Source organism: Sandarakinorhabdus limnophila DSM 17366, assembly GCF_945882885.1.
GTDB classification, from domain to species: Bacteria; Pseudomonadota; Alphaproteobacteria; order Sphingomonadales; family Sphingomonadaceae; genus Sandarakinorhabdus; species Sandarakinorhabdus limnophila_A.
In genome coordinates this window covers 1-4,775 of the sequence record NZ_CAMCWT010000097.1, presented here as the reverse complement: position 1 = coordinate 4,775, position 4,775 = coordinate 1, and the positions used below count along the sequence as shown (strand labels likewise).

Genomic DNA, 4,775 nt, shown 5'->3' with positions numbered 1-4,775 from the left:
ATGTGAAACCGCGTGGGCTTCCAGCGGCGGCGAACGACAAGAGCGCCTGAGCCCATGCTGGATTTCCCCAAGTGGAAGACCTGGTCGATGTGGGCCACGGTGGTGCTGTGCCTGTTGCTGGCACTGCCCAACGCCCTGGCGCCGTCCACATTGGCGCTCATCCCCGATGGCCTGCCCAAATCGCAGCTTCCGCTGGGGCTTGATCTGCGCGGCGGTTCGCATCTGATGCTGGAAGCCACGGCGCAGGATGTGGAAAAGGCCAAGCTGGAATCGCTGGAAGATACGGTGCGCGGCGAACTGCGGAGCGCAGAAGGCGGCGCCATCGCCATCACGGATCTGTCGTTGAACCGTGGCCGCCTCACCTTCACCGTTACCGATCTGGCACGGCTCGATCAGGCGATCAGCCTGCTCAACAAGGCAACCGCGCCGCTGGGTGTCGGCAATGCCCGTGAAGTGGAGATCAGCCGCGGCAGCGTGCCGGGCCAGGTAACCGTCACGCCGACGGCCGCCGGCATTGCGGCCGCCATCGATGGCGCCATGGCGCAGGCCGTGGAAGTGATCCGCAAGCGCATCGACGAACTCGGCACCCGTGAACCCACGATCGTGCGCCAGGGCAAGACCCGCATTGTCGTGCAGGTGCCCGGCCTGCAGGATCCCGAAGCGCTGAAGGCTTTGTTGGGCAAGACGGCCAAGCTGGAATTCAAGCTGGTCGATACTGCTGCCGATCCGGAAGAAGTGGCGCAGGGCCGCGCCCCTCCCGGCAGCCAGATCCTCACCGCACAGGAAGGCGGCCAGGTTGTCGTCAAGCGCCGCGCCATCATCACCGGCGATCAGTTGGTCGACAGCCAGGTGAGCACCGATCAGAACGGTGCGCCCGCCGTGTCGTTCCGGTTTGATTCCACCGGTGGTCGCCGTTTTGCGCAGGCCACCACCGAAAATGTCGGCAAGCCGTTTGCCATCATCCTTGATGGCATGGTGATTTCCGCGCCCAACATCAATGAGCCGATTTTGGGCGGCAGCGGCATCATCATGGGCAATTACACCGTTGCCACCGCCAACGAACTCGCCATCCTGCTGCGTTCCGGCAAGCTGCCGGTTGAACTGAAGGTGGTGGAGGAACGCACGGTGGGCCCTGATCTGGGCGCGGACTCGATCAAGGCCGGGATCATCGCCTCGATCGTGTCGGTGTTGGCCGTGGCCGGACTTATGATCATGACCTATGGCCGCTTTGGCGTCTATTCGGTGATCGCGCTGGTGATCAACGTGCTGATGATCCTGGGCATCATGTCGGCTGCCGGCTTCACCCTCACGCTGCCCGGCATTGCCGGGATGGTGCTGACCATCGGTGCCGCCGTTGATGCCAACGTGCTGATCAACGAACGTATCCGCGAGGAACAGCGCAAGGGCAGGGGCGTGATCGCTTCGGTCGAGGTCGGCTTCAAGGAAGCCAGCCGCACCATCTGGGATGCCAACAGCCTCAACATCATCGTCGCCATCATCATGTTCCTGTTCGGCTCTGGCCCGATCAAGGGCTTTGCCGTGGTGCTGTCGATCGGGATCGCCACCTCCGTGTTCACCGCGGTGACGATCGTGCGCTGGATGGCGGCGCGCTGGCTGACCAATGCGCGCCCTGCGACCTTGAGCATCTGAGGAAAATTCGATGCCGTTGAAACTTGTTCCCGACAACACGAACATCGGGTTCGTCAAACTCCGCTTCATCGCCTTTGCGCTGACGCTGGCGCTCACCATCGGGGCGGGCGCCTTGCTGGCGGTGCGCGGCCTCAACCTTGGTGTCGATTTCGTTGGCGGCCTCACCATGCAGGTGGAATTTGCCCAGCCGCCGGCGCTCGACACGCTGCGTGGCCGCGTGGACCGCGTGGGCGTGGGCGATTCTGCCCTGCAGGAGTTCGGCAACCCGCAAACCATCCTGATCCGCCTGCCGTTGCCGGAAGGTGAAGAAGGCGCCGTGCAGCGCGTGGTCGGCAAGGTGCGCACCGCGCTGGAGCAGGATTACAAGGGCGTGAAATTCGCTCGCGTCGAAAGTGTGTCGGGCAAAGTATCGGAAGAACTGATCACCGATGGTCTGTGGGCGGTCGGCCTTTCCATGCTGTTCGTCGCCATGTTCACCTGGTTCCGGTTTGAATGGTATTTCGGCGTTTCCACGGTGGTGGCGCTAGTGCACGACGTTGTGGTGACGTTGGGCTTCTTTGCGCTCACCCAACTGGAATTCGATCTCAACATCGTGGCCGCCGTGCTGACCATCATCGGCTATTCACTGAACGACAAGGTGGTGATCGACGATCGTATCCGCGAAAATCTGCGCAAGTACCGCCAGATGGACATCAAGCAGATCATCGATCTTTCGGTGAATGAAACCCTGCCGCGCACGGTGATGACCTCGGTGACGCTGCTTGCGGCGCTGCTGGCGCTGCTGTTCCTCGGGCCGGAAGTGATCTTCGGCTTCACGGCGGCGATGGTGCTGGGCATCGTGGTCGGCACCTATTCGTCGATCTTCGTGTCATCGTCGCTGCTGATCACGCTGGGCGTGAAACAGCGCGCTGCCGGCAGTGAAGACGCGCGGGCCAAGGGCGCCGAACGCATCGGCTGAGGCCTTATCCAACAAAAAAGGGCCGGCGCTCCCAACTGGGAACGCCTGCCCTTTTTGTTTCAGGCAGCTGCGTTCAGATCGGCGCGCCGCACGGGCCAAAGGCCATGCACCACTGGCTGAGGGTCCCCATCATCAGCGCGCCGGCAAGCCAGAGGGCGCGGGTGCGCGTGTTGAGTTCCATCTGCATGTCATTCACTCCGCTGCGACCGCAACTGGGCCCAGACCGATCCGAGCTTTGGCGGCTTCATACTCGCTGACAAGTTTGGCGACATATTCACCGGCCGACAATACGGACTTTACCGCGCCGATGCCCTGGCCGCAGCCCCAGATGTCCTTCCATGCCTTGGCATCGGTGTTACCGCCGCTGCCGAAATTCATCGCCGAAGGATCGCTGGTCGGCAGATTGTCGGGGTCCATGCCAGCCTTGACGATGGACGGGCGCAGATAGTTGCCGTGCACGCCGGTGAACAGGTTGGAATAGACAATGTCGGACGACTCGCTCTGCGTGATCATGTCCTTGTAATCCTGCACCGCGCGGGCTTCCTGCGTGGCGATGAAGGCGCTGCCGATATAGCCGAAATCGGCGCCCATCGCTTGGGCGGCGAGCACGGCTTCGCCCGTGGCGATCGATCCGGACAGCGCCAGCGGGCCATCGAACCATTCGCGGATTTCACGGATCAGCGCGAACGGGCTGGTGGTGCCGGCATGGCCGCCCGCACCGGCGGCAACGGCGATCAGGCCATCGGCGCCCTTTTCCACGGCCTTTTTGGCGAACTTGTTGTTGATGATGTCGTGCATGACGATGCCGCCATAGCTGTGAATGGCCTCGTTCACGTCTTCGCGCGCGCCCAGCGACGTGATGATCATCGGCACCTTGTATTTGACGCACAGCGCCAGATCGTCCATCAGCCGATCGTTGGAGCGGTGGACGATGAGGTTGACGGCATAGGGCGCATCATTCGGGCCAAGTTCAGTCGACAGGCGTTGCAGCCACTCTTCGAACTGGGCCAATGGCCGGGCGTTGAGGCTGGGGAAGCTGCCGATGATGCCGGCGCGGCACTGCGCCATGACCAGTTCCGGACCGGAGATGATGAACAGCGGCGAACCGATCACCGGAATCGACAGGCGGCCAGCGAAGGCGGCAGGAATGGACATGCAAATTCTCCCCAATATGACGGAGAGATGTTTAGCCGTGGTGGCGCTGGATTGCCACCTCATCCTCGTCGCAGGGCAGAATGTGGCAGGGGGGGACGGTAGCAGCGGGCAGATTTGAACTGCCGACCTCCGGGTTATGAATCCGGCGCTCTCACCAACTGAGCTACGCTGCCACAGGCCCCATCCCGGCGAGCGGGAGGCGCTGCTATAGTGGCGGTGTCCCTGTGGGTCAACCGGGTTTCAGAAACTGTAGACCAGCGTGGCGCGGGTGATGGTATCGCTGTTCAGGCGACCCGGCGGCGGGTTGCTTTCGTTGTTGTACTGGAAGGAAAAACGCGCCGAAAGCCGGCCATTCAACCGCGTGGTCATTTGCGAGGCAGACAGAAACGAACTGTTGCGCTGATCACTGTAGCAAGTCACGGCTTCCGTGAAGGTCAGCGTCGGCGAGATCACCCAACTGCCACTTCGCCACTGGCGGTCCAGCCGCCGGGTGCACCCTGGCGGGCCAAGCGCTCTTCCCGGGCTTTCGCCGCAGCCGAGGTTGTTCTGCGCCACGCACACATCAACCGCGGCAATGCGCGCCGGGTGGGCCTTGCGGCCACTGGCCAACCGGTACGATCCGCATTCAAGGGGACTGGCAGACGACCTGAATCCGGGGCAAAGGGCGGACATGACACTTGCTGCCGACATCAAGCCGATTCCGCTTTCGCTGGTGCACACCGATCTGGCTGCCGCCGCTGCCGGTTTTGGCGATGCGTTTGCCCGCACCGGTTTTGCCGTGGTTTCCGATCACGGCATCGATCAGGGACTGATCGACAGCGCCAATGCCGCCACCAAGGCGTTCTTTGCGCTGTCGGAAGATGTGAAGCGCCGTTACGTCGTACCCGGCGGTGGCGGCCAGCGCGGGCTGACCCCCTTCGGCGTCGAGGCGGCCAAGGGCCACGCCAAGGCCGATCTGAAGGAATTCTGGCATGTGGGCCGCGAACTGCCGCCGGGCCATGCTTATGCTGAT

At 62.8% G+C, this 4,775-nt stretch carries 5 protein-coding genes and 1 tRNA gene; 3 read left to right on the top strand and 3 right to left on the bottom strand.

Going from position 1 to position 4,775, the window contains the following annotated elements:
- The first annotated feature begins 54 nt into the window (after positions 1 to 54).
- Together secD and secF are read left to right on the top strand one after the other, a co-directional pair.
- A complete protein-coding gene (gene secD / locus Q7O19_RS13005) occupies positions 55 to 1,650 on the top strand; it encodes a protein translocase subunit SecD (RefSeq protein WP_303810918.1) in 1,596 nt (531 codons plus the stop codon).
- Between the two features lie 10 nt (positions 1,651 to 1,660).
- A complete protein-coding gene (gene secF / locus Q7O19_RS13000; RefSeq protein ID WP_303810917.1) occupies positions 1,661 to 2,608 on the top strand; it encodes a protein translocase subunit SecF in 948 nt (315 codons plus the stop codon).
- Between the two features lie 192 nt (positions 2,609 to 2,800).
- Here secF and Q7O19_RS12995 read toward each other — a convergent pair whose 3' ends face one another.
- The 3 genes from Q7O19_RS12995 to Q7O19_RS12985 form a co-directional block, all read right to left on the bottom strand.
- Entirely contained in the window at positions 2,801 to 3,763 is a 963-nt protein-coding gene (locus Q7O19_RS12995) for a nitronate monooxygenase family protein (protein WP_022678910.1), read from the bottom strand.
- Between the two features lie 99 nt (positions 3,764 to 3,862).
- Positions 3,863 to 3,936: transfer RNA gene (locus Q7O19_RS12990), tRNA-Met, on the bottom strand.
- Between the two features lie 67 nt (positions 3,937 to 4,003).
- On the bottom strand, positions 4,004 to 4,435 hold the full coding sequence (locus Q7O19_RS12985; protein ID WP_303810916.1) for a DUF481 domain-containing protein: 432 nt from the start codon (positions 4,433 to 4,435) through the stop codon (positions 4,004 to 4,006).
- On the opposite strand from Q7O19_RS12985, the gene Q7O19_RS12980 reads away from it, so the two are divergent.
- Positions 4,434 to 4,775 (top strand): 2-oxoglutarate and iron-dependent oxygenase domain-containing protein (locus tag Q7O19_RS12980; protein WP_303810915.1); only part of this gene is annotated, 342 nt, incomplete at its 3' end. The genes Q7O19_RS12985 and Q7O19_RS12980 overlap by 2 nt on opposite strands.

What these genes read in the sequence shown, in the direction of transcription:
- secD (WP_303810918.1), top strand. Translation starts at nt 55, where the DNA reads ATGCTGGATTTCCCCAAGTGGAAGACCTGGTCGATGTGGGCCACGGTG.
- secF (WP_303810917.1), top strand. Translation starts at nt 1,661, where the DNA reads ATGCCGTTGAAACTTGTTCCCGACAACACGAACATCGGGTTCGTCAAA.
- Q7O19_RS12995 (WP_022678910.1), bottom strand. Translation starts at nt 3,763, where the DNA reads ATGTCCATTCCTGCCGCCTTCGCTGGCCGCCTGTCGATTCCGGTGATC.
- Q7O19_RS12985 (WP_303810916.1), bottom strand. Translation starts at nt 4,435, where the DNA reads ATGTCCGCCCTTTGCCCCGGATTCAGGTCGTCTGCCAGTCCCCTTGAA.